25 protein-coding genes are annotated in these 26,161 nt (G+C 67.9%); 9 read left to right on the forward strand and 16 right to left on the reverse strand.

The features are described from left to right. Positions 1-5: 5 nt before the first annotated feature. From leuS to A9Z05_RS02650, 5 genes are all read right to left on the reverse strand, one after another. On the reverse strand, positions 6-2,600 hold the full coding sequence (gene leuS, locus A9Z05_RS02630; RefSeq protein WP_069616764.1) for a leucine--tRNA ligase: 2,595 nt from the start codon (positions 2,598-2,600) through the stop codon (positions 6-8). 297 nt (positions 2,601-2,897) lie between these two features. Next, positions 2,898-3,353 (reverse strand): biopolymer transporter ExbD, encoded by a 456-nt coding sequence (locus A9Z05_RS02635; RefSeq protein WP_069616765.1) that lies wholly within the window; start codon positions 3,351-3,353, stop codon positions 2,898-2,900. A 24-nt stretch (positions 3,354-3,377) separates the two neighbouring features. After that, a complete protein-coding gene (locus A9Z05_RS02640) occupies positions 3,378-4,046 on the reverse strand; it encodes a MotA/TolQ/ExbB proton channel family protein (protein ID WP_069616766.1) in 669 nt (222 codons plus the stop codon). An 18-nt stretch (positions 4,047-4,064) separates the two neighbouring features. Further along, on the reverse strand, positions 4,065-4,862 hold the full coding sequence (gene dapB, locus A9Z05_RS02645; RefSeq protein ID WP_069616767.1) for a 4-hydroxy-tetrahydrodipicolinate reductase: 798 nt from the start codon (positions 4,860-4,862) through the stop codon (positions 4,065-4,067). 65 nt (positions 4,863-4,927) lie between these two features. Then, positions 4,928-5,725, reverse strand: a complete 798-nt coding sequence (locus A9Z05_RS02650) for an outer membrane protein assembly factor BamE (RefSeq protein ID WP_069616768.1) — start codon at positions 5,723-5,725, stop codon at positions 4,928-4,930. A gap of 141 nt (positions 5,726-5,866) precedes the next feature. Between A9Z05_RS02650 and fur the strand changes: the two genes are divergently transcribed. Further along, positions 5,867-6,295, forward strand: coding sequence for a ferric iron uptake transcriptional regulator (gene fur, locus A9Z05_RS02655; protein WP_006400349.1), 429 nt, complete (start codon positions 5,867-5,869; stop codon positions 6,293-6,295). A 91-nt stretch (positions 6,296-6,386) separates the two neighbouring features. Here the strand turns inward: fur and A9Z05_RS02660 are convergent, their stop codons facing one another. From A9Z05_RS02660 to A9Z05_RS02670, 3 genes are all read right to left on the reverse strand, one after another. Continuing rightward, positions 6,387-6,920, reverse strand: a complete 534-nt coding sequence (locus A9Z05_RS02660; protein ID WP_069616769.1) for an ureidoglycolate lyase — start codon at positions 6,918-6,920, stop codon at positions 6,387-6,389. 13 nt (positions 6,921-6,933) lie between these two features. After that, on the reverse strand, positions 6,934-7,941 hold the full coding sequence (alc, locus tag A9Z05_RS02665) for an allantoicase (RefSeq protein WP_069616770.1): 1,008 nt from the start codon (positions 7,939-7,941) through the stop codon (positions 6,934-6,936). A 104-nt stretch (positions 7,942-8,045) separates the two neighbouring features. Beyond that, positions 8,046-9,365 carry a C4-dicarboxylate transporter DctA gene (locus tag A9Z05_RS02670; protein WP_069616842.1) on the reverse strand — a complete coding sequence of 440 codons (1,320 nt, stop codon included), beginning with the start codon at positions 9,363-9,365 and terminating at the stop codon, positions 8,046-8,048. Between the two features lie 211 nt (positions 9,366-9,576). Here A9Z05_RS02670 and A9Z05_RS02675 point away from each other — a divergent pair, with 211 nt between their 5' ends. Next, on the forward strand, positions 9,577-10,299 hold the full coding sequence (locus A9Z05_RS02675; protein WP_176730134.1) for a FadR/GntR family transcriptional regulator: 723 nt from the start codon (positions 9,577-9,579) through the stop codon (positions 10,297-10,299). 102 nt (positions 10,300-10,401) lie between these two features. Here A9Z05_RS02675 and A9Z05_RS02680 read toward each other — a convergent pair whose 3' ends face one another. Then, entirely contained in the window at positions 10,402-11,460 is a 1,059-nt protein-coding gene (locus A9Z05_RS02680; protein WP_069616772.1) for an L-idonate 5-dehydrogenase, read from the reverse strand. A gap of 13 nt (positions 11,461-11,473) precedes the next feature. Beyond that, a complete protein-coding gene (locus A9Z05_RS02685) occupies positions 11,474-12,247 on the reverse strand; it encodes an SDR family NAD(P)-dependent oxidoreductase (RefSeq protein ID WP_069616843.1) in 774 nt (257 codons plus the stop codon). 151 nt (positions 12,248-12,398) lie between these two features. Between A9Z05_RS02685 and A9Z05_RS02690 the strand changes: the two genes are divergently transcribed. Further along, the gene (locus A9Z05_RS02690; protein ID WP_069616773.1) at positions 12,399-13,289 is read left to right on the forward strand and encodes a LysR family transcriptional regulator; all 891 of its coding nucleotides are present in this window, start codon (positions 12,399-12,401) and stop codon (positions 13,287-13,289) included. A gap of 77 nt (positions 13,290-13,366) precedes the next feature. Here A9Z05_RS02690 and gap read toward each other — a convergent pair whose 3' ends face one another. Both gap and tkt read right to left on the reverse strand, forming a co-directional pair. Beyond that, positions 13,367-14,377 carry a type I glyceraldehyde-3-phosphate dehydrogenase gene (gene gap / locus A9Z05_RS02695; RefSeq protein WP_006476940.1) on the reverse strand — a complete coding sequence of 337 codons (1,011 nt, stop codon included), beginning with the start codon at positions 14,375-14,377 and terminating at the stop codon, positions 13,367-13,369. Between the two features lie 86 nt (positions 14,378-14,463). Then, entirely contained in the window at positions 14,464-16,536 is a 2,073-nt protein-coding gene (tkt, locus tag A9Z05_RS02700; protein ID WP_069616774.1) for a transketolase, read from the reverse strand. Between the two features lie 215 nt (positions 16,537-16,751). On the opposite strand from tkt, the gene speE reads away from it, so the two are divergent. The 3 genes from speE to A9Z05_RS02715 all read left to right on the forward strand — a co-directional run bounded on the left by speE (position 16,752) and on the right by A9Z05_RS02715 (position 18,898). Continuing rightward, the gene (gene speE / locus A9Z05_RS02705; protein WP_069616775.1) at positions 16,752-17,609 is read left to right on the forward strand and encodes a polyamine aminopropyltransferase; all 858 of its coding nucleotides are present in this window, start codon (positions 16,752-16,754) and stop codon (positions 17,607-17,609) included. Positions 17,610-17,696: 87 nt separating this feature from the next. Beyond that, a complete protein-coding gene (locus A9Z05_RS02710; RefSeq protein WP_069616776.1) occupies positions 17,697-18,113 on the forward strand; it encodes a glyoxalase/bleomycin resistance/extradiol dioxygenase family protein in 417 nt (138 codons plus the stop codon). 17 nt (positions 18,114-18,130) lie between these two features. Next, positions 18,131-18,898 carry a 16S rRNA (uracil(1498)-N(3))-methyltransferase gene (locus tag A9Z05_RS02715; protein ID WP_069616777.1) on the forward strand — a complete coding sequence of 256 codons (768 nt, stop codon included), beginning with the start codon at positions 18,131-18,133 and terminating at the stop codon, positions 18,896-18,898. Between the two features lie 115 nt (positions 18,899-19,013). Here A9Z05_RS02715 and A9Z05_RS02720 read toward each other — a convergent pair whose 3' ends face one another. From A9Z05_RS02720 to A9Z05_RS02730, 3 genes are all read right to left on the reverse strand, one after another. Beyond that, entirely contained in the window at positions 19,014-19,577 is a 564-nt protein-coding gene (locus A9Z05_RS02720) for a barstar family protein (RefSeq protein ID WP_006476945.1), read from the reverse strand. Positions 19,578-19,593: 16 nt separating this feature from the next. After that, positions 19,594-20,025 (reverse strand): ribonuclease domain-containing protein, encoded by a 432-nt coding sequence (locus tag A9Z05_RS02725; RefSeq protein ID WP_031398890.1) that lies wholly within the window; start codon positions 20,023-20,025, stop codon positions 19,594-19,596. A gap of 376 nt (positions 20,026-20,401) precedes the next feature. Beyond that, positions 20,402-22,744, reverse strand: coding sequence for an NADP-dependent malic enzyme (locus A9Z05_RS02730; RefSeq protein ID WP_305143979.1), 2,343 nt, complete (start codon positions 22,742-22,744; stop codon positions 20,402-20,404). Positions 22,745-22,878: 134 nt separating this feature from the next. On the opposite strand from A9Z05_RS02730, the gene thiL reads away from it, so the two are divergent. Genes thiL through A9Z05_RS02745 form a run of 3 tightly spaced genes read left to right on the forward strand, consistent with a single transcriptional unit; the run spans position 22,879 to position 24,944 of the window. Then, entirely contained in the window at positions 22,879-23,877 is a 999-nt protein-coding gene (gene thiL, locus A9Z05_RS02735) for a thiamine-phosphate kinase (RefSeq protein ID WP_069616779.1), read from the forward strand. Next, positions 23,867-24,412, forward strand: a complete 546-nt coding sequence (locus A9Z05_RS02740; RefSeq protein ID WP_069616780.1) for a phosphatidylglycerophosphatase A — start codon at positions 23,867-23,869, stop codon at positions 24,410-24,412. Before thiL ends, A9Z05_RS02740 begins: the two co-directional genes overlap by 11 nt. A 31-nt stretch (positions 24,413-24,443) precedes the next feature. After that, positions 24,444-24,944: a CinA family protein gene (locus A9Z05_RS02745; protein ID WP_069616781.1), complete on the forward strand. Its 501-nt coding sequence runs from the start codon at positions 24,444-24,446 to the stop codon at positions 24,942-24,944. Positions 24,945-24,981: 37 nt separating this feature from the next. Here A9Z05_RS02745 and A9Z05_RS02750 read toward each other — a convergent pair whose 3' ends face one another. Further along, on the reverse strand, positions 24,982-26,040 hold the full coding sequence (locus A9Z05_RS02750) for a phosphorylcholine phosphatase (protein ID WP_069616782.1): 1,059 nt from the start codon (positions 26,038-26,040) through the stop codon (positions 24,982-24,984). Between the last annotated feature and the right edge of the window lie 121 nt (positions 26,041-26,161).

Genomic DNA, 26,161 nt, shown 5'->3' on the forward strand with positions numbered 1-26,161 from the left:
GGCCGTCAGACGACGATGTTCACGAGGCGGCCCGGCACGACGACGATCTTCTTCGCCGGCTTGCCGTCGCTGAATTTCGCGAATGCCTCGTCGGCCACCGCCGCCGCTTCGATCGCGTCGCGGCTCGCGTCCTTCGCGACCTTCAGCGCGCCGCGCACCTTGCCGTTCACCTGCAGCACGAGTTCGATCTCGGCCTGCTCGAGCGCGGCCTCGTCGACCTTCGGCCACGGCGCATCGAGCAGCGGGCCGAATTCGTCCGCGTAGCCGAGCGCCTTCCACAGCTCGAACGTGACGTGCGGCACGACCGGGTACAGCACGCGCAGCAGCACGCCGTACGTCTCGCGCAGCACGGCGGGCGTCGCGCCCTTCGCGCCGTCGATCGCGTTCAGCATCTTCATCGCGGCCGACACGACCGTGTTGTACTGCAGGCGCTGGTAGTCGAAATCGGCCTGCTTCAGCACGCTGTAGATCTCGCGGCGCAGCGCCTTGTCGGCATCGCCGAGCGTCGCCGCGTCGAAACCGGCGCGGGCGGCGAGCGCTTCGCGATTGCCGTAGCCGAAGCTCCATACGCGGCGCAGGAAGCGGCTCGCGCCTTCGACGCCCGCACCCGACCACTCGAGCTGCTGCTCCGGCGGCGCGGCGAACATCGTGAACAGACGCGCGGTATCGGCGCCGTACTGGTCGATCAGCAGTTGCGGATCGACGCCGTTGTTCTTCGACTTCGACATCTTCTCGATGCCGCCGAGCACCACCGGCTGACCGTCCGCATTCAGCGTCGCGCCGACCGGGCGGCCCTTGTCGTCGTGTGTGACCGTCACGTCGAGCGGGTTGTACCAGGTCTTCTTGCCCGCCGCGTCTTCGCGGTAGTACGTCTCGTTCAGCACCATCCCCTGCGTGAGCAGGTTCTTCGCCGGCTCGCCGAACTTCACGAGGCCGAGGTCGCGCATCACCTTGGTCCAGAAGCGCGAATACAGCAGATGCAGGATCGCGTGCTCGATGCCGCCGATGTATTGATCCATCGGCATCCAGTAATCGGTGCGCGCGTCGACCATGGTCTCGGCGTCCGGCGCCGTGTAGCGCGAGAAGTACCACGACGAATCGACGAAGGTGTCCATCGTGTCGGTTTCGCGCTTCGCGGCCGCGCCGCACTTCGGGCACGAACAGTTCAGGAACGCTTCCGACTTCGCGAGCGGGTTGCCCGAGCCGTCCGGCACGAGATCTTCCGGCAGCACGACGGGCAAGTCCTGCTCCGGCACCGGCACGTCGCCACACGACGGGCAGTGGATGATCGGGATCGGCGTGCCCCAGTAGCGCTGGCGCGACACGCCCCAGTCGCGCAGGCGCCACGTGACCTGCTTGTCGCCGAAGCCGCCGGCGTTCAGGTCGGCGGCGACCGCATCGACCGCTTCCGCGTAGCGCAGGCCGTCGTACTTGCCGCTGTTCACGCAGACCGCGGTTTCCTTGTCGCCGTACCACTCCTGCCATGCGTCGAGCGAGTACGTCTGCCCTTCGCTCGCGATCACCTGCTTGATCGGCAGATCGTATTTCTTCGCGAACGCGAAATCGCGCTCGTCGTGGCCCGGCACGCCCATCACCGCGCCTTCGCCATAGCTCATCAGCACGTAGTTGCCGATCCACACCTCGACCGGCTCGCCGGTGAGCGGGTGCTTGACCGAGAAGCCGGTCGCGACACCCTTCTTCTCCATCGTCGCGACGTCGGCCTCGGCGACGCCGCCGCGCTTGCATTCTTCGATGAACGCGAGCAGTTCCGGCTTGTCCTGCGCGAGGCGCGTGGCGAGCGGGTGCTCGGCCGCGATCGCGCAGAACGTGACGCCCATGATCGTGTCGGCGCGCGTCGTGAACACGCGCAGCAGCTTCTGCTCGCCGTCGAGTTCGTACGGGAAGCCGAAGTTCACGCCGAAGCTCTTGCCGATCCAGTTCTGCTGCATGATCTTCACGCGCTCGGGCCAGCCGAGGCCGTCGAGGTCGTTCAGCAGCTCATCCGCGTACTGCGTGATGCGCAGGTAGTACATCGGGATCTCGCGCTTCTCGACGAGCGCGCCCGAGCGCCAGCCGCGGCCGTCGATCACCTGCTCGTTCGCGAGCACGGTCTGGTCGACCGGGTCCCAGTTCACGGTGCCCGTCTTCTTGTACGCGATGCCCTTCTCGAGCATCTTCAGGAACAGCCACTGGTTCCACTTGTAGTACTCGGGCTTGCACGTCGCGATTTCGCGCGACCAGTCGATCGCGAGGCCCATCGACTGCATCTGGCCCTTCATGTAGTCGATGTTGTCGTAGGTCCACTTCGCGGGCGGCACGCCGTTCGCCATCGCGGCGTTCTCGGCCGGCATCCCGAACGCGTCCCAGCCCATCGGCATCAGCGTGTTGTAGCCGTTCATCCGCAGATAGCGGTACATCACGTCGTTGATCGTGTAGTTGCGCACGTGACCCATGTGCAGCTTGCCGGACGGATACGGCAGCATCGACACGCAGTAGAACTTCGGCTTCTGCGAATCTTCCTTCGTCTTGTAGGCATCGGCTGCGCGCCAGTCGCCCTGGGCGGCGGCTTCGACGTCGGCGGGTACGTATCTCTCGTGCATGGTGTGGTTCGGGCTAGGCTTTAAGCGGCGCGACGGCTCGCGCGCAGGATTGGATCGAAAATCGTGCGTGCCCGGCGGCACTGCAGGTTCGCTGTTGCGGGACCTGTTCGGGGTTTCCGGATATTTCCCGGGTTACCGGGAAAATTCCGGGTTACCTGGAAAAAACCTGCCAACCGGGAAAAACGTTGATTATACCGTCAGCGCCGGCCCATCCGGCCGGTCTTGCGGCGCGCGGCCCGTTCCCGCGGCGGGCGCGGACCCGCGTGATGATCATCCGCGCGGCGGTTCGCCGGCGCGTCAGTGTCGCGCGCCCGCGGCGGCGGGCGCCGCGGTACCCGCCGGCGGCACGTCGGTCACGAAGCCGATCCGCGTGAGCCCCGCGGCCTGCGCGGCGCCCATCACCTGCGCGATCACGTCGTAGCGCGTCGCGCGCGACGCGCGCAGCCGCAACTCGGGCGGCGCGGCGCCCGCGGCAGCCGCCCGGAACCGCGCGGGCAGCGCGTCGAGCGCCACGGGCGCGTCGTCCCAGTAGAGCTTGCCCGCGTCGTCGATCGACAACGTGACGGACTGCGGCGTGTCGCGCGCGACGCTCGCCGCGACCTTCGGCAGGTCGAGCCGGATCGCATGCGTCATCAGCGGCGCGGTAATGATGAAGATGACGAGCAGCACGAGCATCACGTCGATCAGCGGCGTCATGTTGATCTCCGCCATCGGCGCGGACGTCTTGTGGTGCTCGAGCCCGCCGAATGCCATGGTCGTTCCTCCGGAGCCGGCGCGTCAGGCGCCCTGCGCGCACACGAATACGTGCAGATCGCGCGCGAAGCCGTCGAGTTCCTCGGCGAGTTGCCGGACGAGCCGGCCGAGGATGTTGTACGCGAGCACTGCGGGAATCGCGACGACGAGCCCGAACGCGGTCATGATCAGCGCCTCGCCGACCGGCCCCGCGACGTTCTCGATCTGCGCCTGCCCACTTGCGGCGATGCTGCCGAGCGCGTGATAGATGCCCCACACGGTGCCGAGCAGCCCGACGAACGGCGCGGTGCTGCCGATCGACGCGAGCAGCACCTGGCCGAATTCGAGGCGCCGCTGCGAGCGCAGCATCGCATGACGCAACGCGCGCAACACGCGTTCGCCGCGCTCGACGCGCGCGGCCAGCGCGGCCGGGTCGTGGTCGTCGGCCGCGTCGCGCGCGGCTTCGGCGAGCGGCACGAACACGCGCTCGCGATCGGCGCCGGCCAGCGCGGCGATGCCCGCGTCGAGCGACGGCGCGCGCCAGAACGCGGCGAGCGCGCGCGGCCCCTGCCGCTTCGCGCGGACCAGCAGCCAGGCTTTCATGAGGAGGAAGCACCAACTGGCGACGGACATCGCCAGCAGCACATAGGAGACGGCATGCGTGATCGCATCGCCGCTTTCGAGGTAGTGGACAACGCCGGTGGGAATCGCCATCGGAGTTTCCTCGCGGGGTCAGCGCAGGCCGAGCACGTCCTGCATGTCGAACAGGCCGGCGCCGCGCGCCGACAGGAAGCGGACCGCACGCAACGCGCCCTGCGCGTACGACACGCGGCTCGACGACTTGTGCGTGATCTCGATGCGCTCGCCGATCCCGGCGAACAGCACGGTGTGGTCGCCGACGATGTCGCCGCCGCGCACCGCGGCAAAGCCGATCGACGACGGATCGCGCTCGCCCGTCACGCCGTGGCGGCCGTACACCGCGCAGTCGTCGAGCGAGCGGCCGAGCGCGCCGGCGACGGCCTCGCCCATCATCAGCGCGGTGCCCGACGGCGCGTCGACCTTGTGGCGGTGATGCGCTTCGATGATCTCGATGTCGTAGCCGTGCGAGAAATGCTGCGCCGCGAATTCGAGCAGCTTCAGCGTGACGTTCACGCCGACGCTCATGTTCGCCGCGAACACGATGCCGATCTTGGCCGCCGCGGCCTGCAGCTCGGCCTTCTGCTCGGCGCTGAAGCCGGTCGTGCCGATCACGAGCCTCACGTCGTGGCGCAACGCGGCCTCGATGTGCGCCATCGTGCCTTCCGGACGCGTGAAATCGATCAGATAGTCGGCCTGCGCGAACACGGCGTCGAGGTCGTCGGTCAGCCTGATCCCGGTGTCCTTGCCGAGAAACGCACCGGCATCCTGGCCGAGGAACGGCGAACCGGCGCGGTCGAGCGCGCCGACGAGCTGCGCGTCGGCATCGTTGAGAACGGCTTCGATCAGCATCCGGCCCATTCGGCCCGATGCGCCGGCAATCGCAATCTTCATGGCTTTCTACACGACAGGTCTAAAGGCGGGCGGCGCATGCCGCCCCGTTTCCGCACGCCGGCCGCTTACTGCGCCGGTGCGGTGAGCGGCTGGTTCTGCAGGTTGTCCGAGCCTTGCGGGCCGACCGGCGGCGCCGCTTCGTTCGTCGCGTTCGGCTGCGGCGGACGATGGAACTGGAACTGCGGCTGGATCGCCGGCGCGGCGCCCGGCGGCTGGCCGCCCGGTACGGGCGCGCCGCCCGAGGCCTGCGCGGCCGGCGTGAACCGGCGCGACGCCGAACCCTGGCCCGACACCTGGTTGGTCGCGCGGTTCGCCGCGCGCGCCGCCTGCGCGTTCGCATCCTGGTCGACCACCGCGCCGGACGCCGGCTCGGCGGCCGGGCTCGCGGCAGCAGCAGCCTGCGCGGCGCTCGCGGCCGCCGCGGCTTCGGACGCCTTCTTCGCCGCGGCAGCGGCCTTCGCCTTCTTGCCGCCGCGGTCGCCGTCGATGTCGGCGAGCAGGTCGAGCTCGGACGGCAGGTTGTCGGCGCCGGTCCAGCTCGCGACGCGATCGCCCGAGAAGTTGATGACGAGGTCGCGCTGCTGGACGATCGACGTCGAGCCGCGCTTGAAGTAGAAGAGGTAATCCCAGCGATCCGCGTGGAACATGTCCGCGAGCAGCGGCGTGCCGAGCAGTGCGCGGACCTGCTCGCGCGTCATGCCGACCTGCAACTGTGCGGCCTTCTCCTGCGACACGAAGTTGCCCTGCACGACGGTGATCCGATACGGCGTGATGCTCTGCGCGATGCGCTGCGTCACGCTGTCGTACGACGAACAACCCGCCAGCGCGACGACGGCGGCGGCAGCGATGATGGCACTCCGCATGCGACTCCTCTGAAAGTGCGAAAGCGATTCTGGGATCATTTCCTTCACCGTGCTGGCCCGCGTGCAGGCCGCGCGTATATCTGGAACGGCGAAAAGCCGGTAACATTGAAGCCCTGCATTGTACTCTAGGGATGCCTAGCCATGACCAATCCGACGGATCTCAAGAATATCGGGCTAAAGGCCACCCTACCGCGCCTCAAGATTCTCGAGATTTTCCAGCAGAGCCCCGTGCGTCACCTGACGGCCGAAGACGTCTACCGCAACCTGCTCAACGAGCAGCTCGACATCGGGCTCGCCACCGTCTATCGCGTGCTCACGCAGTTCGAGCAGGCCGGCCTGCTGTCGCGCAGCAACTTCGAATCCGGCAAGGCGGTGTTCGAGCTGAACGAAGGTTCGCACCACGACCACCTCGTGTGCCTCGATTGCGGCCGCGTCGAGGAATTCTTCGACGCCGAGATCGAGAGCCGCCAGCAGGCGATCGCGAAGGAGCGCGGCTTCCGGCTCCAGGAGCACTCGCTCGCGATGTACGGTTCGTGCACGACCGAGAACTGCCCGCACCGCAAGCACTGAATCGCGCCACCCGCACACAGCACGGCCCGGCCGGCATCTCGCCGCCCGGGCCGTGTGCTTTTTCGGCGCACGTGCCGTGCGCCCGGCATGCTTACGAAAGCCCTTCGGCGCGCGCGCAGGCCGGCTCGAGATCGAGCGCCCACGCGCGCTCCAGCGGGATCTCGTCGCAGTTCGGCTGCGGGCCGCCGCGATCGACGATCACGAAATCGCTGACCGCGTCGAGCGCGAGCAGCGGATGGTGCCAGACGCCCTTCGCATAATTGACGCCCTGCCAGCCCTCGGCCAGGAAAGCGCGCATCGCGTCGGGCCGGAATTCGCCGGCCGGCGCGACGACGATCGCGTAGCGCGACACCGCCGCGAGCGGGATGAACGCCTGGCTGCCGTGCGGATGGCGCTCCATCAGCGTGACCGCGACCGGCAGCGCGCGCGGCTGCGCACGAAACACGCTGACGAGCGGCCGACCGCCGTCCGCGCACACATCGATCGTCGCGAGATCGTGAAAGCGCTCGGTCGTGCCGCCGTTGATCGGGAAATGCCGCGCGCCTTCGAGCGCGATCACGTCGCCGAACGGCGCGAACGCTTCGCGGGTCAGGCGCTCGACGCGCAGGATCGGGGTTCCGCTCATGCCGCTGCCTCCTTCAAGCCGGCTCGCCCCACAGACGCAGGCGCGACACGCCGCCGTCCGGGAAGATGTTGAACCGCACGTGCGTGACGGGGCCGAGCGCCGCGAGCTGGTCGAACGTGTGCACGTGATCCATCTGCAGCTTCTGCTCGCCGAGCAGCTCGGCCCAGAACATCGCCTGCGTGACGAGCGAATCGTCGGTGCCGCCCGTCACGTGCGCGGCCTGCAGCGAGCAGCGGTCGGGGAAATTGCCCTTGAAGAACGCCGTATCGACCTCGACGCGCCGGATGATGCCCGGCCGCGCGAGCGCGACGATCGCCCAGTCGTTGCCGGGCTCGCGGCGGCGCCGCGTTTCCCAGCCGTCGCCCATGTTCGCGCCGCGCCCCGGCATCAGCATCTGCGAGGCCGGGCCGAAGTGCTGGTTGTTCGCGGCCACGAGATAGCCGCCGTTCTCGATCGCCGCGAGATCGATGAGCTCGCCCGCCGGCACGTGACGCCAGTCGCGCTGCGGCTGGCCGTACACGCGCAGCCGCGCCAGCCCGCCGTCCGGATACAGGTTCACGCGCAGGTGCGTGACCGGCCGCGCATCGTCGACGCTCACGTAGTGATGCGAATTACCCTGCAGCGTCGTCGCGGGGACGATCGTGCGCCACTCGGCGTCGTCGGGCGGCGTGTCGCCGTCCACCGCGCAGGCCTCGATCGACGCGGCCGGCGGAAAGTTGCCGGTGAAGTGGCTCGTGTCGAGATCGACGCCATGGATCACGCCCGGCCGCGCGAGGCGCACCACGCAGAAATCGTGGCCGGTCGTGCGCTTGCGGCGCGTTTCCCAGCCGTCCATCCACTTGCCGTGGTCGTCGTACTTGCCGGGAATGAACACGGCCGGCTCGGGATCGAGCATGCGCTCCTTCGGCGCGAAGAATTCGTCGCTGGCGAAGAGCGCCTGCGCGCCGAGGCGCGGGTCGGCGAGGTTCATGTAGCGCCGCGTGAAAGCCGGCGCGTTCGGATCGAGAATGGGGGCTGCCATGTCGTCTCCATCGTTTTGAGAAGCGCCGGCGCATCAGCGCGCCGGTCGCATGAAGTTCGGTCGCGCGGCGCGGCCGGGGAAGCCGCGCCGCCCGGGCGTCGCGCTCAGAGCGCGTGGGCCTGATCGCCTGCGACCGGTGCGGCGCCGCCCGGCGCGTCGGCCACGTAGCGCAGCTCGCGGTTCAGCACGCGCGTCGCGCGGGCGCGGTCGATGTCGTTCTCCCATACCGCGACGACCACCGTCGCGACGCAGTTGCCGATCAGGTTGGTCAGCGCGCGGGCGATGCCGACGAACCAGTCGACCGGCAGGATCAGCACGAGGCCGAGCACCGGAATCGCGGGGATCGCCGACAGCGTCGCCGCGAGAATCACGATCGCCGAGCCGGGAATGCCGTGCGCGCCCTTCGACGTGACGAGCGACACGAGCAGCACGACGATCAGGTCGTGCGTGGACAGCGGCGTGTTGGTGGCCTGCGCGATGAACAGCACGGCGAGCGTCAGGTAGATCGAGAAGCCGTCGAGATTGAACGAATAGCCGGTCGGGATCACGAGGCCGACCGTCGAATCCTTGATGCCCATGTATTCGAGCTTGCTCATCACCTGCGGCAGCACCGCGTCCGACGACGCCGTGCCGAGCACGATCGACAGTTCCTCGCGCAGGTAGCGGATCAGCTTGAACACCGAGAAGCCCGCGAGCCGCATCACCACGCCGAGCACGACCGTGACGAACACGAAGCAGCTCAGGTAGAACACCGCAACCAGGTAGCCGAGCTGCTTGAGCGACGCGACGCCGTACTTGCCGGTCGTGAACGCGATCGCGCCAAGCACGCCGAGCGGCGCGAGCTTGATGATGAAGCCGATGATCCGGAAGAACACGTGCGACAGTTCCTCGATCAGCGAATTGACGCGCTGCGCCTTGTCGCCGAGCAGCGACAGCGCCGAGCCGAACAGCACCGCGAACACGAGGATCTGCAGGATGTCGCCCTTCGCGAACGCGTCGATCGCGGTGTCGGGGATGATCTTCATCAGGTAGCCGGCCGTATCCTTCAGGCTTTCGGCGTTTTTAGCGTACGTCGACAGCGACGCCGCATCGAGCGAGCGCAGGTCGATGTTCATCCCGACGCCCGGGCGCGTGACCCATGCGAGCACGAGCCCGATGCCAAGCGCGAGCGTCGTCATCACCTCGAAGTAGACGACGGCCTTCAGGCCGACCCGGCCGACCTTCTTCAGGTCGCCCGCATTGGCCATCCCGCTGACCACGACGCAGAACACGATCGGGCCGATCACCATCTTGATCAGCTTCAGGAAGCCGTCGCCGAGCGGGCGCAGCGACTCGGCGAAATGCGGGAAGAACGCGCCGAGCGCGACCCCGAGTATCAGTGCGACGACTACCCGGCCAAACAGCGAATTGAGGAATTTCGACACGGCGCTCTCCCGATCCAACGGTTGCAGTTTCGTCTGTTCATACTGGTAAGACCAGTGATGTTATGGTGGATAGTAGGAAGCCGATATAGTCGCGTCAAGGACGGACAAAATAGGGATTTCCCGCCCCCGCGCACGTGCGGGCGGCGCGTCGGAAAGGGGCGGATCGTGGCTTTCCCGTAGCCGGTCGTGCACGGCCTGCGTGCGGATTACAATGCCGGTCAGACCGGCCATCGTTCACACCATGAAAAATGTTCCGCATACCGTGACCGACACCGCCATCGCAACGATCCGCGACCGGATCGAGGCAGGCGTGTACCCGGTCGGCAGCCTGCTGCCGGCCCAGCGCCAGCTCTCCGAGGAGCTGGAGATCAGCCGCGCGTCGCTGCGCGAGGCGCTGTCGACGCTCGAGGCGCTCGGGATGCTGCGCATCCGCGCGGGCAAGGGCGTGTACGTCGAAAGCGCGCAGGCGTCGGCCGCGCATCCGTGGCGATTCGCCGAGCAGTCGTCACCGCCCGACACCTACCAGATGCGCTACGCGCTCGAAGGGTTCGCCGCGCGGATGGCCGCGCACGTCGTCAGCGACGACGACATCGCGTGGTTCGAGGACAACCTCGCCGACCTGCACGTCGCGCTGACCGACAGCGTGCTCGACGAGGCATCGCGGCTCGACTTCGACTTTCACATGCGGATCATCCATCTGGCCGGCAACGCGGCGATCGAGTCGATCCTGCGCAGCAGCGCGGACATCATGAAGGAAAGCCAGCGCATGCCCTTCTACCGGCGCGAGCTGCTGCTGTCGACGTGGCACGAGCACCGCGCGATCGTCGACGCGCTGATCGCGCGCGATGCGGCCGCCGCCGGCACCGCGATCGAAACGCATATCGCGAACGCCGCGCAGCGCGCAGGCGTCTTCTTCCCGACGCCCGGCGCGTAACCCTCCCGCGCCGACGCCCGACGAAAAAGGCACGCGCCGCGCATCGCGGGCGTGCCTTTTTGCCAACGGCGCCGCTGCCGTCGCGACGCTAACGCCGCACCGTCAAGCGGCCTCGTTCGCGAAATCGATCAGCACCTTCATCGCACGCTGGCGGTCGCCCGCCAGTTCGAACGCGAGGTTCGCGTCGCGCATCGGGAACACGCGCGTGACGGCCGGCCGCAGGTTGACGCGCCCCGCGTTGATCAGTTGCACCGCCAGCGCGAATTCCGCGTGGAAGCGGAACGAGCCGCAGATCGACAGTTCCTTCGCGACCACGACGTTCTGCGGCAGGCTCACGTCGCCGCCGAGCCCGAGCTGCACGACAACACCGCGCGGCCGCATCACGTCCAGCCCGTCGCGCAGCGCGCGCGCATTGCCCGAACACTCGATCATCACGTCGAACGTGCCCTTGCCGGCGCTGTAGCGTTCGACCCAGCCGCTATCGGCCGCCGCGTTGATCGCCCGGTCCGCGCCGAGCGCGCGCGCCACGTCCAGCGGCGCGTCGACGACGTCGGTCGCGACGATCTCCGCCGCACCGTGCACGCGCGCCGCCGCGACCGCCAGCACGCCGATCGGCCCGCAACCCGACACGAGCACGCGCTTGCCGATCAGCGGGCCCGCGCGCGACACCGCGTGCAGCCCGACCGCGAACGGCTCGGCCAGCGCCGCGAGCGACAGCGGCACGTGATCGGCGACCTTCACGCATTGCACCGCGTCGCACACGAGCGCGTTACGGAACGCGCCCTGCACGTGCGGCATCCGCATCGCGCTGCCGTAGAAGCGCATGTCGAGACACTGGTTCGGCAGCCCTTCGAGACAGTAGCGGCATGCGCCGCACGGCCGGCTCGGATTGACCGCGACGCGGTCGCCGACCTGCACCGACGTCACGTCCGGCGCCACTTCCGCGACCGTGCCGGCTACCTCGTGGCCGAGCACCATCGGCTGCTGCAGCCGGATCGCGCCGAAGCCGCCATGCCGGAAGTAATGAAGGTCAGAACCGCAGATGCCGCCCATCGCGACGTCGACGCGCACCTGGCCCGGGCCAATCTCGCCCGCGTCCTGCTCCTCGACCCGCAGGTCGTTCGGCCCGTGGATCACGACACACATGCAACGCATACGCACGACATTCTCCTTGTCAGACGGCGCTCGTCAGCCCGCCATCGACGAACAGCGTCTGGCCGTTCACGAAATCGGATGCGGCCGACGCGAGAAAGATCGCCGCGCCGCACAGCTCGTCGACCTGCCCCCAGCGGCCGGCCGGCGTGCGCTTGCACAGCCAGTCCGAAAACGCCGCGTCGTCGACCAGCGCGCGATTCAGTTCGGTTTCGAAATAACCGGGCGCGAGCCCGTTCGCCTGGATACCGTGGCGCGCCCAGTCCGCGCACATCCCTTTGGTCAGCATCCGCACCGCGCCCTTGGTCGCCGCGTACGGCGCGATCGTCGGCCGCGCGAGCTCGCTCTGCACCGAGCAGATGTTGATGATCTTGCCGCGGCCGCGCGCGATCATGTGCCGCGCGACGGCCTGCGCGACGTTGAACACGCCGTCGAGGTTCACGCGCATCAGCGCATGCCAGTCGTCCGGGTCGAATGCGTCGAGCGGCGCCCGCCGCTGGATGCCGGCGTTGTTCACCAGGATGTCGATCGCGCCGACGCGCGCCTCGAAATCGTCGACCGCCGCGCGTACCTGCGCGTGCTCGGCCACGTCGAACACCGCGTGGTCGGCCGCGAAGCCTTCGTCGCGGAACTGGCGCGCGAGCGTCGCGGCCTTCTCTTCATTGCGATCGTTGATGACGATTGCCGCCCCGGCTTCCGCGAGCCCGCGGGCGAGCGTCAGCCCGATCCCGCGGCCGGAACCGGTAATCAGCGCGCGGCGGCCATCGAGGCGGAACCGGTCAAGCGCGTGGGTCATGGATGTCTCCTCGTGCCAGTCGAGCCGGCTGCCCGTCGCGGCCGGTCTCGCGTTGACGGTATCTTCGGCCGCCGGCCCGGTCCACGCCAATGGTCTTTTTTGATCCGGTTATCATGAAAATTGATTACCGTACGTCTCGCACCCGCCGCCCATGGAACTCAAGCAATTGCGCGCCTTCGTCACGCTCGCGGAAGAGCTGCATTTCGGGCGCGCCGCGCAGCGCCTGTGCATCGTGCAGCCCGCGCTGAGCATGCAGATCAAGGCGCTCGAGGCGGAGCTCGGCGCGCGCCTGTTCGAGCGCGACCGGCACAAGGTCGAGCTGAGCGACACCGGGCGCGTGTTCCTGCCCGAAGCGCGGGCGACGCTGCAGCAAGCTGCGCGCGCGGAACAGACGGCGCGGCTGTCGAGCCGCGGCGAAATCGGTACGCTGCGGATCGCGTTCGTGTCGTCGGTCTTGCCGGCGCTGCTGCCGGCGGTGCTGCGCACGATGCGCGAGCGCTATCCGCTGATCGCGCTCGAACTGAAGGACATGCCGACGCCCGACCAGATCGCCGCGCTGCGCGACCGGCGAATCGATTTCGGGATGGTCCGGCTGCCGGCCGCGTATCCGGGTATCGACACGCGCGTGGTGCTCGAGGAAGGGTTCGTCGTCGCACTGCCGCTCGAGCATCCGCTCGCCGCGCGCGACACGATCGCGCCGGCCGACCTGAGCGGCCACCCCACGTTCGTGCTCGCGCGCCGCTACGCGCCGGGCTTTCACGACGACATGCTGCTCGCGCTGAGCCGCGCAGGCACGACGCTCGAGATCGCGCAGGAGTTCGGCGAGTTCACGACGATGCTCGCGCTCGTCGCGGCGGGAATGGGGATCGGGCTGATCCCGGCGCAGGCGGCGAGCGCGCTGCCGCCGAACGTGCTCGCGCGGCCGCTCGATCTGGCCGGTCACCGCAGCGGCATCGGGCTCGCGTGGACCGATCTCGACAGCCCGCTGAAGCGGGCTTTCGTCGATGCGATCGAGCACGTGACGGCGAACGCCGGGCAATAAAAAACCCGGCCGGGAAACCCCGGGCCGGGTTCGTTCGCCACGCCGGCCGCCTTCCGGCGGCCGCGCGACGTGCGCGATTACTTCGCGTTCGCGAATGCGATTGCCGTATCGAGCATGCGGTTCGAGAAGCCCCACTCGTTGTCGTACCAGCTCGACACCTTCACGAGGCGGCCCGACACCTTGGTCAGCGTCGCGTCGAACGTCGACGAAGCCGGGTTGTGGTTGAAGTCGATCGACACCAGCGGCGCGTCGTTGTAGCCGAGGATGCCCTTCAGCGCGCCTTCCGATGCTTCCTTCATGATCGCGTTGACTTCCTCGACCGTCGTGTCGCGCTTCGCGATGAACGACAGGTCGACGATCGACACGTTGATCGTCGGGACGCGGATCGCGTAGCCGTCGAGCTTGCCGTTCAGTTCCGGCAGCACGAGGCCGACGGCCGATGCGGCACCCGTCTTCGTCGGGATCTGGCTGTGCGTGGCCGAACGCGCGCGGCGCAGGTCTTCGTGATAGACGTCCGTCAGCACCTGGTCGTTCGTGTACGCGTGAATCGTCGTCATCAGGCCGGTTTCGAGGCCGATCTTGTCGTTCAGCGGCTTGACGAGCGGCGCGAGGCAGTTCGTCGTGCACGATGCGTTCGAGATGACCGTGTGCTCGGCCTTCAGCACGTCGTGGTTCACGCCGTAGACGATCGTCGCGTCGACGTCCTTGCCGCCCGGCGCCGAGATGATCACCTTCTTCGCGCCGCCCTTCAGGTGCGCGCTCGCCTTTTCCTTCGTCGTGAAGAAGCCCGTGCACTCCATCACGACGTCGACGCCCAGCTCGCCCCACGGCAGTTCGGCCGGGTTGCGGTTCGCCAGCACGCGGATCTTGTCGCCGTTCACGACGAGGTAGTCGCCGTCGACCGACACTTCGCCCGGGAACTTGCCGTGCGCGGTGTCGTACTGGGTCAGGTGCGCGTTGGTCTTCGCATCGCCCAGGTCGTTGATCGCGACGATCTCGAGATCGTGCTTCTTGCCGTTTTCATAGAACGCGCGCAGCGTGTTGCGGCCGATACGGCCGTAGCCGTTGATTGCGACGCGAATCGTCATGGTTATCTCCTGATGGCTGAAAAAATTCGTTTCGTGCAGCTTCACGGGGCGACGCGCGCAACGGGTGGCGCGCGCCGCACATGCTTTTAGGCCAGCACGGCCTTGGCCGTCTCGACGACGTGTTCGACGGTGAAGCCGAAGTACTTGAACAGCACGCCGGCCGGCGCCGATTCGCCGAACGTGTCGATCCCGACGACGCCGCCTTCGAGGCCGACGTACTTGTGCCAGAAGCTCGTCACGCCCGCTTCGATCGCGACGCGGCGCACGCCGTGCGGCAGCACGCGTTCGCGGTATTCGGCGTCCTGGCGGTCGAACACGTTGGTCGACGGCATCGACACGACGCGCGCCGCGATGCCCTGCTGCGCGAGCGGCTCGACGGCCTTCATCGCGAGTTCGACTTCCGAGCCCGTCGCGATCAGGATGATCTTGCGCGCGACGATCTCTTCATCCCAGTCCTTCAGCACGTAACCGCCCTTCTCGATGTTGGCGATCTGCGCATCGGTACGCGGGTTGAACGCGAGGTTCTGGCGGCTGAAGATCAGGCTCGACGGGCGGTCGGCGGCGACCGCGTGGGTCCACGCGACGGCCGTCTCGACCGTGTCGGCCGGACGCCAGACGTCGTGGTTCGGGATCAGGCGCAGGCTCGACACGTGCTCGATCGACTGGTGCGTCGGGCCGTCTTCGCCGAGGCCGATCGAATCGTGCGTGAACACGAAGATCGACGGCACCTTCATCAGCGCGGCCACGCGCAGCGCGTTGCGGCTGTAGTCGGAGAACGTCAGGAACGTGCCGCCGAACGGCTTGTGGCCGCCGTGCAGCGCGAGGCCGTTGATCGCGGCGCTCATGCCGAATTCGCGCACGCCGTAGTTGATGTGGTTGCCGAGCAGCACGCCCGCGCCTTCCGGATTCGCGCGCACCGCCTTCGACGCCTTCCAGTTGGTCAGGTTCGAGCCGGTCAGGTCGGCCGAGCCGCCGAGCAGCTCGGGCAGCGCGGCGGCGAGCCCTTCGATCGCCTGCTGCGACGCCTTGCGGGTCGCGACCGTCTCGGCGCGCTCGTTCGCGCCGGCGATGATAGCGGCAGCCTTCTCGGCCCAGTCGGCCGGCAGCTTGTTGGCCATCCGGCGCTCGAATTCGGCGGCTTCTGCCGGGAACTTCGCGCGATAGGCGGCGAACGTCGCGTCCCATTCGGACTCCGCGCGCTTGCCGGCTTCCTTCGCGTCCCATGCCGCATAGACTTCCTGCGGAATCACGAACGGCTCCCAGGTCCAGCCGAGCGCCGCGCGCGTCTTCGCGATTTCTTCCGCGCCGAGCGCCGCGCCGTGCACGTCGTGGCCGCCGGCCTTCGTGGCCGCGCCCTTGCCGATCACCGTCTTGCAGCAGATCAGCGTCGGCTTGTCCGACAGCTTCGCCTTCGCGATGGCTGCGTCGACCGCGTCGACGTCGTGGCCGTTCACGTTCGGGATCACGTTCCAGCCGTACGCTTCGAAGCGCTTCGGCGTGTCGTCGTGGAACCAGTTCACGACGTCGCCGTCGATCGAGATGCCGTTGTCGTCGTACAGCGCGATCAGCTTGTTCAGCTTCAGCGTGCCCGCGAGCGAGCAGGCTTCGTGCGAGATGCCTTCCATCAGGCAGCCGTCGCCGAGGAACACGTACGTGTGGTGATCGACGATCTTCGCGCCGTCACGGTTGAACTCGTCGGCCATCAGCGCTTCGCCGAGCGCCATGCCGACCGCGTTCGCGAGACCCTGGCCGAGCGGGCCGGTGGTCGTCTCGACGCCCGGCGTGATCCCGTATTCCGGGTGGCCCGGCGTCTTCGAGTGCAGCTGGCGGAAGTTCTTCAGCTCTTCGATCGGCAGGTCGTAGCCGGTCAGGTGCAGCAGCGAGTACAGCAGCATCGAGCCATGACCGTTCGACAGCACGAAACGGTCGCGGTCGGCCCAGTGCGGGTTCGTCGGGTTGTGCTTCAGATGGCGCGACCACAGCGCGACGCCGATTTCGGCCATGCCCATCGGCATGCCGGGGTGGCCGGAGTTCGCTTGCTGGACGGCGTCCATCGCGAGCGCACGGATCGCGTTGGCCATCAGGGTGGTGGAGGCGGGAGACGAAGTCGTCATGTCGAGTCCGGAGAACGAGTCGAGGAAACGGGGGCACGGCGGCATCCGGAAGCTCGAGCGTCAATCGTTCCCGGCGCGCGGTGCGGCGCCTGACGGACGCGAAGCGGACGGAGCCAACGGACGGGGCTGCAAAGCTCGTCATTTTAACAGATGGGCCGACATTTCCCTTGTCGGCGCATAGTGTTCCGGCACGGTTTTCCGTCCAACCGCCCGCCTCCTATAATTCAGGCGTCGGAACTCCCTGCCCCAGCGGCCCGCCCGTGAGCACCACCCTTCTCTTTCACCCGACGCCCGACGCCACCTACGGCTTCCCGAATGCGCGGCGGCTCGCGCACGTCGCATCCGCGCACCAGCAGATCGAGGTCTGGGAAACGCCGCAGCTCGGCCGGCTGTTTACGCTGGACGGCCGGCCGATGACGTCGGTCGGCGACGAGTTCGTCTATCACGAGTGCATGACGCACCCGGCCGCGCTCGCGCATCCGTGCCCGAGGAAGGCGCTCGTGCTCGGCGGCGGCGACGGCGGCGCCGCACGCCAGTTGCTCAAGCACGCGTGCATCGAGCGGATCGTGATCGCCGAACTCGACGACGAGGTGGTCGGGATGGCGCGCCGCTATCTCGACGACGTGCACCAGGGCGCGCTCGACGACCCGCGCGTCGAGGTCGTGATCGGCGACGCCGCGCATTTCGTCGAATCGACGGTCGAACATTTCGATCTCGTCGTGTTCGACCTCACGCCGCCCGATTCGCCGGCGGCCGGCCTCTATACGCGTGCGTTCTACGCGCGGCTCAAGCGGATCCTCACGCGCTGCGGCGCGATCTCGATGCATCTCGGCTCGCCGGTGTTCCATGCCGCGCGCATCGCCGCGCTGCTCGACGACCTGCGCGCGAGCTTCGCGGTCGTCGATCTGCTGTCCGCGCACGTGCCGCTGTACGGCTCGCAGTGGCTGATGGCGATCGCGAGCGACACGCTCGATGCGGCCGCGCTGTTCGCGCACGACGTCGACGACCGGCTCGCGGCCCGCCGCGTCGGCGGCTTGCGCTATTACGATGCGCGGCTGCATGCGTCCCTCTTTACCCTGCCGCGCGCGCTGCGCGATACACTGGGCGTTCGCCGCTGAACATCCGGACGGCCGCAACGTTCCATTGTTCCAGCATGAGACCGGCGCAGGCGCCGACGCGCCGACACCGTGCAACAGGAGATTTTCATGACCGATCCACGTCCGGCCAACGTGCCTTGGTTGACGCCCTACCTGGCCGTACGCAACGCGCGCGCGGCCATCGAGTTCTTCAAGGCCGCATTCGGCTTCACCGTACGCGACGTGCACGACGAGGACGGCGCGATCATGCACGTCGAGATGGCCTATCGCGGCCAGTTGATCGTGATGTTCGCGCCCGAAGGCGCGTTCGGTTCGCCCGCGCTCACGCCGAAGCGCGCGAACGCCACCGCGCCGCAATCGTTCTATCTGTATGTCGACGACGTCGACGCCACCTGGCAGCGCGCGCTCGATGCGGGCGCGAAATCACTGAGCGCGCCGCAGGACCAGTTCTGGGGCGACCGGTTCGCGCAGATCGAGGATCTCGACGGCTACCGCTGGGCGCTCGGGTGCCGTCTCGACGCATGACCGAAACCGCCACACGCATGAATGAAGCCACCACCACCGCGGCCGTGCCGCGCTTTTTCGTCGACGCCGCGCTGCGCGCCGACGCCACGCTCGCCTTGCCGGCCGACGTCGCGCGCCACGTGCAGGTGCTGCGCCTGCAGCCGGGCGACGTGCTCGCGTTGTTCGACGGCACGGGCGGCCAGTACCGCGCGCGACTCGTCGAGCTCGACAAGCGCAACGCGCTCGCGCAGATCGATACGTTCGAGCCTGTCGAGGCCGAACCGCCCTATCGCGTGACGCTCGCGCAGGGGATCGCCGGCGGCGACAAGATGGACTGGGTGATCGAGAAGGCCGTCGAGCTCGGCGTCGCGGCGGTCGTACCGCTGTCGACCGCGCGCGGGGTCGTGAAGCTGTCCGGCGAACGGGCGGACAAGCGCGTCGCGCACTGGCGCGGCGTCGTGCGCGCGTCGTGCGAGCAATGCGGACGCAACCGCGTGCCCGACGTCGTGCCGGTCGCCGGGTTCAACGCGTGGCTCGATGCGCTGCCGGCCGCGCCGGCCGACGGCGAACTGCGGCTGCTGCTGTCCCCGCGCGCGAGCATCCCGTTCGCGTCGCTGCCCGACGCGCCGCCCGCGGCGGCCGTCACGCTGCTGATCGGGCCCGAAGGCGGGCTGTCGCCCGACGAGGAAAATGCGGCCCGCGCACGCGGGTTCACCGCGCTGTCGCTCGGGCCGCGTGTGCTGCGCACCGAGACGGCCGGCGCGGCCGTGCTCGCGGCGGTGGCGGCGCGCTGGGGCGGGTGGTGACGCGCGTCAGCGCGTCGCGCCATGCAGCCGAGCGCGAGTCGCACACGCAAAAAAGCCCGCTCGAAGCGGGCTTGTTACCGAATCGCCGAATCGGCCGCGCGGGCCGACCGTGCGCTTACGCGAACGAGTAGAACACGCGGAACGCGACCTTGCGCTCGGCCCAGAATTCGGCCGCCTCGCGGAACACGTCGAGCAGCGTTTCGCGCCCTTCCTTGTCGAATTTCTGCGCGATCGGCAGCCCTTCCAGGACGATCACGAAGCCGGGCTGCGCGCCGGCCTTCGCGACGAGGTCGGTGAGGCAGTCGTACAGCGCGTCGTAGTTCTTCCCGAAATGCTTCGGAAACAGGAACGAGGTCGCGATCGTTTCCATGACTTCCTGCTTCGACTGCGCGGCGCCGCAATACGCATACAGGAAATGCTGGCCGAGCCGACCGGCTTCGTCGGCGAGATCCTGCACGCGGAACGCGCGGATCGACTGCACGAGATTGGGTCGCACGGTCGTGAAAAGGCTCATAGGCTCCTCGTTCGATGAAAGCCCGGGCTCGGCTTCCTGTTGCTCCGGCGTGCCGCCGGCCTGCGCCGCCGCGTGCAGCTGAATCACACGCTGAAACAGATTGCCGTCGCCGGCCGCGAACAGTTCCGCCGCCGCCGTATCGTGCGCGTAGATGGAGTCGCTCATGCCATTCGTCCCGAAGTCATTCAACAATACGTTTAAAACTGTTGTAGTGGTCGCCCGTGTAATAACAGTTGTCGATCCGGCGCAACGGCCCGCCACAGACGATCCGGCGCGCGCCGCGATTGCGCGCACGCGGCGTCGGCACCGTGTACTCATGGTAGTAGCCGCGCTTCGCCTTCGGCAGGATCCGCTCGCGATTGCCGAACACCACGCCGTCTTTCTCGTACGGATAGGGGCCGCCGGCGCCGATCAGGCCCAGCGTGGTCACGGCCTCGCGCGGAAGACGGGCGGTCGGGATCGTATCGAGCCCGCTCGCGGCCACGTCGGCCGGAACGGCCTCCCGTGCGTAAGCGGCGGAAACCAGACTGCCCGTCGGCGTGCCGACGATACCCATCGCGAACATCGCGAAGACGGACGCGAGCGCGCCGTTGCGGAGCCACTTGCGTGCCATGAACCAGGGTTCCCGCTGTTAAATCAAGTAGTTGACGACCAACAAAGGCGTTAGCGTAGCGTTATTGGCCGCGCGAATCAATGTCCGTTTGGGAATCGAAAGCCCCGCGACACCCGTTATTCCGTATTTCTTACCGAAATTACACTACATTTATCTTACATGAGATAAAATGCGGGCGGCATCGCTCGTATGGCAAGACCCTGCCTCCTTGCCGCACTCTATTACCCGGGGTGGAGCGATGCTGCTGTTGCTTATGGGAAGCGCGGTTGCGCCCTGCCCGCGGCGTGCCCATTGCGGGCACGCCTCTTTTTGCCTTTGTTTACATTTCGCCCGACCCACGGCGCCGGGGCGACCGGCGCCGCGAGGTCGTTCCGGCTCAGCGCGCGGCGTTGACGTCGGCGACCAGCAGCGCCGCCATGTTGACGATGCGACGAACGGTCGCCGATTCGGTCAGCACGTGCACCGGCTCCGCGGCGCCCAACAGGATCGGCCCGATCGCGATGTTGTTGCCCGCGGCCGTCTTCAGCAGGTTGTATGCGATGTTCGCGGCGTCGATGTTCGGCAGGATCAGCAGGTTCGCGTCGCCTTCGAGCGTCGATTCCGGCAGGATTTCCTTGCGCAGCGCCGCATCGAGCGCGACGTCGCCGTGCATTTCGCCGTCCACCTTCAGCTCCGGCGCGGTTTCCTGCAGGATCGCGAGCGTATCGCGCATCTTCTTCGCCGAAGGGGCATTGCTCGTGCCGAAATTCGAATGCGACAGCAGCGCGACCTTCGGTTCGATGCCGAAGCGGCGCACTTCTTCCGCGGCCATGATCGTGATCTCGGCCAGCTCCTCCGGGGTCGGATCGACGTTCACGTGCGTATCGACGAGGAAGATCTGGCGGCCCGGCAGCACGAGGCCGTTCATCGCCGCGTACACGCTGCAGCCCGGACGCTTGCCGATCACCTGGTCGATGAAGTGCAGGTGGCGGTGCGTGGTGCTGATCGTGCCGCAGATCATCCCGTCCGCTTCGCCCTTCTTCACCAGCATCGAGCCGATCAGCGTCGTGCGGCGACGCATTTCGACGCGCGCGAGCTGCTCGCTGATGCCCTTGCGCGCCATCATCTTGTGGTACGTCTGCCAGAAGTCGCGGTAGCGCTCGTCGTGCTCAGTGTTGACGACCGTGAAATCGGTGCCGGGCGTGAGGCGCAGGCCGTAGCGCTGGATACGATGCTCGATCACCGACGGGCGGCCGATCAGGATCGGCTTCGCGAGTTTTTCGTCGACGATGATCTGAACGGCGCGCAACACGCGCTCTTCTTCGCCTTCCGCGAACACGACGCGCTTCTTCTCTTCCGGCGCGGCGCGCGCGATCTGGAAGATCGGCTTCATCGTCGTGCCGCTGTGATACACGAACTGCTGCAGATGGACGCGGTACGCCTCCATGTCCTCGATCGGGCGCGTCGCGACGCCGCCGTCCATCGCGGCCTGCGCGACGGCCGGCGCGATCTTCACGATCAGGCGCGGATCGAACGGCTTCGGAATCAGGTATTCGGGCCCGAACGACAGATCCTGGATACCGTACGCGGTCGCGACGATGTCGCTCTGCTCGTGCTGCGCGAGTTCGGCGATCGCATTGACGGCCGCGATCTCCATTTCACGCGTGATCGTCGTCGCGCCGACGTCGAGCGCGCCGCGGAAGATGAACGGGAAACACAGGACGTTATTGACCTGATTCGGGTAGTCGGTACGGCCGGTGGCCAGCACCGCGTCCGGGCGCACTTCGAGCGCGAGTTCCGGCAGGATTTCCGGCGTCGGGTTCGCGAGCGCGAGGATCAGCGGGCGCTCGGTCATGCCCTTCACCATCTCCTGCTTCAGCACGCCTGCGGCCGACAGGCCGAGGAAGATGTCCGCGCCGTCAATCACTTCGGCCAGCGTGCGGGCGTCGGTTTCGCGCGCGAAACGCTCCTTGTCCGGATCCATCAGCTCGGTGCGGCCCTTGTAGACCACGCCGGCCAGGTCGGTCACCGTGATGTTCTCGAGCGGCAGGCCGATGTCGACCAGCAGGTCGAGACACGCGAGCGCGGCCGCGCCCGCGCCGGACGCCACGAGCTTGACCTTCTTGATGTCCTTGCCGACGACCTTCAGGCCATTCGTGACGGCCGCGGCCACGACGATCGCGGTGCCGTGCTGGTCGTCGTGGAACACCGGGATCTTCATCCGCTTGCGCGCTTCGCGCTCGACGATGAAGCAGTCCGGCGCCTTGATGTCTTCGAGGTTGATCCCGCCGAAGGTGGGCTCCAGCGCGGCGATCACGTCGACGAGCTTGTGCGGGTCCGACTCGTTCAGCTCGATGTCGAACACGTCGATGCCCGCGAACTTCTTGAACAGCACGGCCTTGCCTTCCATCACCGGCTTCGACGCGAGCGGGCCGATGTTGCCGAGACCGAGCACCGCCGTGCCGTTCGTCACGACGCCGACCAGGTTGCTGCGCGCGGTGAAGCGCGCCGCGTTCAGCGGATTCTCGACGATCTCCTCGCACGCGAACGCCACGCCCGGCGAATACGCGAGCGCGAGGTCGCGCTGGTTGATCATCTGCTTGGTCGGGGCGATCGCGATTTTGCCGGGGGTCGGAAATTCGTGATAGTCGAGCGCGGCTTCGCGGAGCTTGGCTTTGGAGGAGGCTTGGGTGGACATGTGTCTCTTGACGGGCGGATTAGAATAACTGTTCGACGGCATTGTAGCGCCAATCATTGGCCGCCAGACCGGCGATTCGGGTGCGACGGCCGCGACAAAAATGGTCTGGATGGTGCAGAAGCGCCGCCGCCCGCCTCGTACAATGCCGTTCCTTCAATCGTTTCGGATCGCCCGCCGTGCCAGCCGCCCTCTCCGAGTTCTCGCTGATCGAACGCTTCTTCACGCGCCGCGCCGCGCAGGGCGCCCGCGCGTCGACGCTCGGCATCGGCGACGATTGCGCGCTGATCGCGCCCCGATCCGGGAAATTGCTGGCCATTTCGACGGACATGCTGGTGGAGGGCCGCCACTTCTTCCCCGATGTCGCGCCGGACGCGCTCGGCCACAAGACGCTCGCGGTCAATCTGTCGGACCTCGCCGCGATGGGCGCCGCGCCGCGCGCCTTCACGCTCGCATGCGCGCTGCCGCGCGCCGACGCGGCGTGGCTCGAGGCGTTCAGCAACGGCCTGTTCGCACTGGCCGAGCGATACGGCTGCGAACTGATCGGCGGCGACACGACGAGCGGGCCGCTGAACCTGTGCGTGACCGTGTTCGGCGAAGTCGCGCCCGACGCGGCGCTGCGGCGCGATGCCGCGCGCGAAGGCGACGACGTGTGGGTGTCCGGCACGCTCGGCGATGCGCGCGCGGGGCTCGGCGTCGCTCGCGGCGAATGGACGGCCGGCGTGGAGGAGGCCGCCGCATTCCGGCGCGCGCTCGAGCGTCCGGAGCCGCGCGTCGCGCTGGGGCTCGCGCTTGCGGGCGTCGCGCACGCGGCGCTCGATCTCTCCGACGGCCTCGCCGGCGATCTCCAGCACATCCTGACGCGCTCGAACGTGCGCGCCGAGATCGACGCCGACGCGGTGCCGCGCTCGGCCGCGCTCGCGACGCTGCCGGCCGACGTGCAGCGCCGCTGCACGCTGGCCGGCGGCGACGACTACGAACTGTGCTTCACGGCGCCGGTGGCGGCCCGCGCGGCGGTCGAAGCGGCGGGCGCCACGGCCGGCGTGCCGGTCACGCGAATCGGTACAATACACGCGTTGTCCGCGCCGTCGGCGCAACCTGCCATCGCGTGGCGCGACGCCGCCGGCGCGCCCCTCGCTCTCACGTTGCACGGTTTCGACCACTTCCATGCAGACTGATCCGACGCCCGCGCACGCCGCGGCCGAGCCCGGCGCCGCGCCGCCCGCGCCGACCCGCACGACGGCCCGCTTCATGCTGTCGCACCCCGCGCATATCGTGTCGCTCGGCTTCGGCAGCGGGCTCGCGCCGATCATGCCCGGCACGTTCGGCTCGCTGTTCGGCTGGCTCACGTTCGTCGTGCTCAATCGCTACCTGACGGTGCCCGAATGGTGGGCGCTGATCGCCGTCGGCTTCGTGGCGGGCACCTGGATCACCGGCTTCACCGCGAAGCAGGCCGGCGTGTCCGATCCGGGCGCCGTCGTCTGGGACGAGATCGTCGCGATCTGGCTCGTGATGCTGTTCGTCACGCCCGCGACCTTCGTCGGCCAGCTGTGGGCGTTCGTCGCGTTCCGCTTCTTCGACATGCTGAAGCCGCCGCCGATCCGCTACTTCGACCGCCGCCTGAAAGGCGGGCTCGGCATCATGGTCGACGACCTCGTCGCCGCGTTCATGACGCTGCTGGTGATCGCGCTGTGGCGCTCCGTCGCCGGCTGACCGATTTCCCGACTTCCGTTCCCCGACGCGCATGCCAACCGATTCCGTCGTCCATCAGCTTGCGATCCGCGCAGGCAACAAGCTGCGTGACGAGCACCTGACGCTCGCCACCGCCGAATCCTGCACCGGCGGCATGATCGCCGCGGCGATCACCGACATTTCCGGCAGCAGCCAGTGGTTCGAGCGCGGCTTCGTCACGTACTCGAACCAGGCCAAGATCGAGATGATCGGCGTGCCGTCCGACCTGATCGACAAGCACGGCGCGGTCAGCGAACCCGTCGCGCGCGCGATGGCCGAAGGCGCGCTGCGCAACAGCCGCGCGCAGGTCGCGCTGTCCGTCACCGGCATCGCGGGCCCGGGCGGCGGCAGCGAGAAGAAGCCGGTCGGCACCGTATCGTTCGGCTGGAGCAACCGGCTGCATACCGACGTCGAAACGCTGGTGTTCAAGGGCGACCGCGAACAGATCCGCACGCAGGCGGCCGCACATGCGCTGCGCGGGCTGCTGAAGCTACTCGACGAACGCGAACGCTGATCGGGCCGGGCGCGCGTGCCGCGCCCTTCCTGCTCGCTTACTGAATCGCGTCGGGCTTCACGACGATCCAGTTCTTGTCCGCCGTCACCGGCAGCCCGAGCGCCTTCTGCTTCGCGGCCGATTCGTCCGACCACGCGCGGATCTGCGTCATCTGCTTGTCCTTCTTGTTGACCCACACGCGCACGCCGCCGCGCGCGACGTCGGTCGCGTTCAGCAGCATGTAGCCGTCGGACGTCGGCGTGTCGCCCGCGACGAGCACCGGCTTCTTCCACTGGTCGATCCAGCCGACGATCGAACCGAGCTTGCCTTCGTACCACGTCATCGGGTTCATCAGGAACGGCGTGATCACGAGATTGCGGTTCGCGGCCTCGTCGTACTTGCCGGCCTTGATCTGCAGCCGCGACGTCGTCAGCGCGCCGGTCGCCGGGTTGCGCAGCAGCGTCGTCACGCCGATCACGTTCTGCGGCTTCACGTTGTAGCCGTACTTCGGGTCGGCCAGCACGAGCCGCGCGAGTTCCTCGTGCGCGGCCGTCATCACGTAGACGTCGATGCCGTTCTCGCGCAGCGCGTTGTACAGCTCCTGCATTCCGCGAAAGAAGCGCGGCGGGTTCACCGTGCCGTCGACGACCTTGTCGCCCTGCCAGTAGCGGATCGGGATCGGCTTGCCGTCGGCGAGCATCGCGTCGATGTGGCGCTTCAGGTCGGCGAGCGACTGCCCGGCGAACGCCTGCGCGATCCATGGATAGCAGACCAGATCGTCGATCTCGCACAGCCGGTAGTAGTAGCTCGTCAGCGATTCCTTGTAGTCGGCGGAATCCTTGAACGGGATCAGCTTCAGCGACGGGTCGAGCGAATCGCGCGTCAGCACGCCGCGGTTCTCGAGATACGGCAGCAGCGCTTCCTCGAGGTCGTAGCGGTAGGTCGTGTTGTCGGCGTCGAACACCGCGTAGTCGCCGCGGTTCGCGTGCGCGGCGATCATCGCGTTCAGCGCCTTCGCGCTGTCGGCGGGCCAGTGCGCCAGGTCGGCCGCATGGGCGAACGTCATGCACAGCGACGCGGCGAACGCGCTCAGAAGACGGCGGGACAGCTTGGGCATGGCGTCGCTCCTTTTCTTGACATTTTTGTGACGAATCGATGACAGACGGCAGCATGGCGCGACTAAATTGCGCACGTGCGGTACGGAAGCGACGGGAAATTGTTCGCGTGCGCCAGGACGG

It is taken from the genome of Burkholderia sp. A2 (genome assembly GCF_001729305.1).
Classification (GTDB): Bacteria; Pseudomonadota; Gammaproteobacteria; order Burkholderiales; family Burkholderiaceae; genus Burkholderia; species Burkholderia sola.